The 748-nt window shown below is 71.8% G+C and carries 2 protein-coding genes; both read left to right on the top strand.

Going from position 1 to position 748, the window contains the following annotated elements; translation table 11 throughout:
* Positions 1-10: 10 nt before the first annotated feature.
* Positions 11-394: a hypothetical protein gene (locus tag C1I97_RS38290; RefSeq protein ID WP_111007401.1), complete on the top strand. Its 384-nt coding sequence runs from the start codon at positions 11-13 to the stop codon at positions 392-394.
* The coding region (locus C1I97_RS38285) for a DUF317 domain-containing protein (RefSeq protein ID WP_146608469.1) at positions 391-748 on the top strand (358 nt) is incomplete at its 3' end. The genes C1I97_RS38290 and C1I97_RS38285, both read left to right, overlap by 4 nt.

The raw sequence follows: 748 nt of genomic DNA, 5'->3' as shown, positions 1-748 counted from the left end.
CGGGAGGACCATGCCCCACACCGCCCCCTACCCGGTTCGGCTGGCCGACGAGATCGCGCGCCAGCTCGGCCGGCTCACCGACCATCTCTCTCAACTCCCCGCGCATGAGGCCACCCAGGTCATCGCACGGGTCCTCGAACCGCAGGACGGTGTCCTCGGTCGCGTCACCCACCTGGTGGCCACCGGCTCCTACTTCGCCAAGGACCAGGCCGAACGCGGCATCCTGCCGGCCGAGGTGTGGCTCGCCCTCGGCCGGGCCGCGAACGAACTGCACGACATCGCCCTCGACCTCGACGAGCACACCGACGCACTCACCGAACTGACCACCCGCCCCGCAACCACTCCCGCACCGTCCCCGAACGCCGCACCGCTCGTCGTCCGGCGGCGCCGGTGAAGAAGAAGCAGTGGCAGGGCTGGGGCCCCGGCGAGCAGGCCGAGCAGCACTACCTGGTCGAGCCCCGTGCCCTCGCAGGCGGCGGAGACATCCGCCACGTCTCCGAGTTCCTGCGCGCCTGCGGGTGGCGGGACCGGTCAAAGCCCGGTGGCCCCCTGCTCATGGACAGCCCCGACCGCAGCATCCGCATCGCATACGACCCCTTCGTCCAACCCGGCGGATGGACCATCCACGGCAAGGCCACCGCCCACCAGGAGGAATGGACAGCGATCCTGGGCCGGCAGGCACCGGTCGAAATCGTCGCCGGGCTCACCGACGCCCTCACCCGCCCCCGCTCCGCACACGCCCCCAACG

This window comes from Streptomyces sp. NTH33 (assembly GCF_003236365.1).
Classification (GTDB): domain Bacteria; phylum Actinomycetota; class Actinomycetes; order Streptomycetales; family Streptomycetaceae; genus Streptomyces.
The sequence above is the reverse complement of the archived record's forward strand: the minus strand, read 5'-3'. Positions and strand labels throughout refer to the sequence as shown.

What these genes read in the sequence shown, in the direction of transcription:
- C1I97_RS38290 (WP_111007401.1), top strand. Translation starts at nt 11, where the DNA reads ATGCCCCACACCGCCCCCTACCCGGTTCGGCTGGCCGACGAGATCGCG.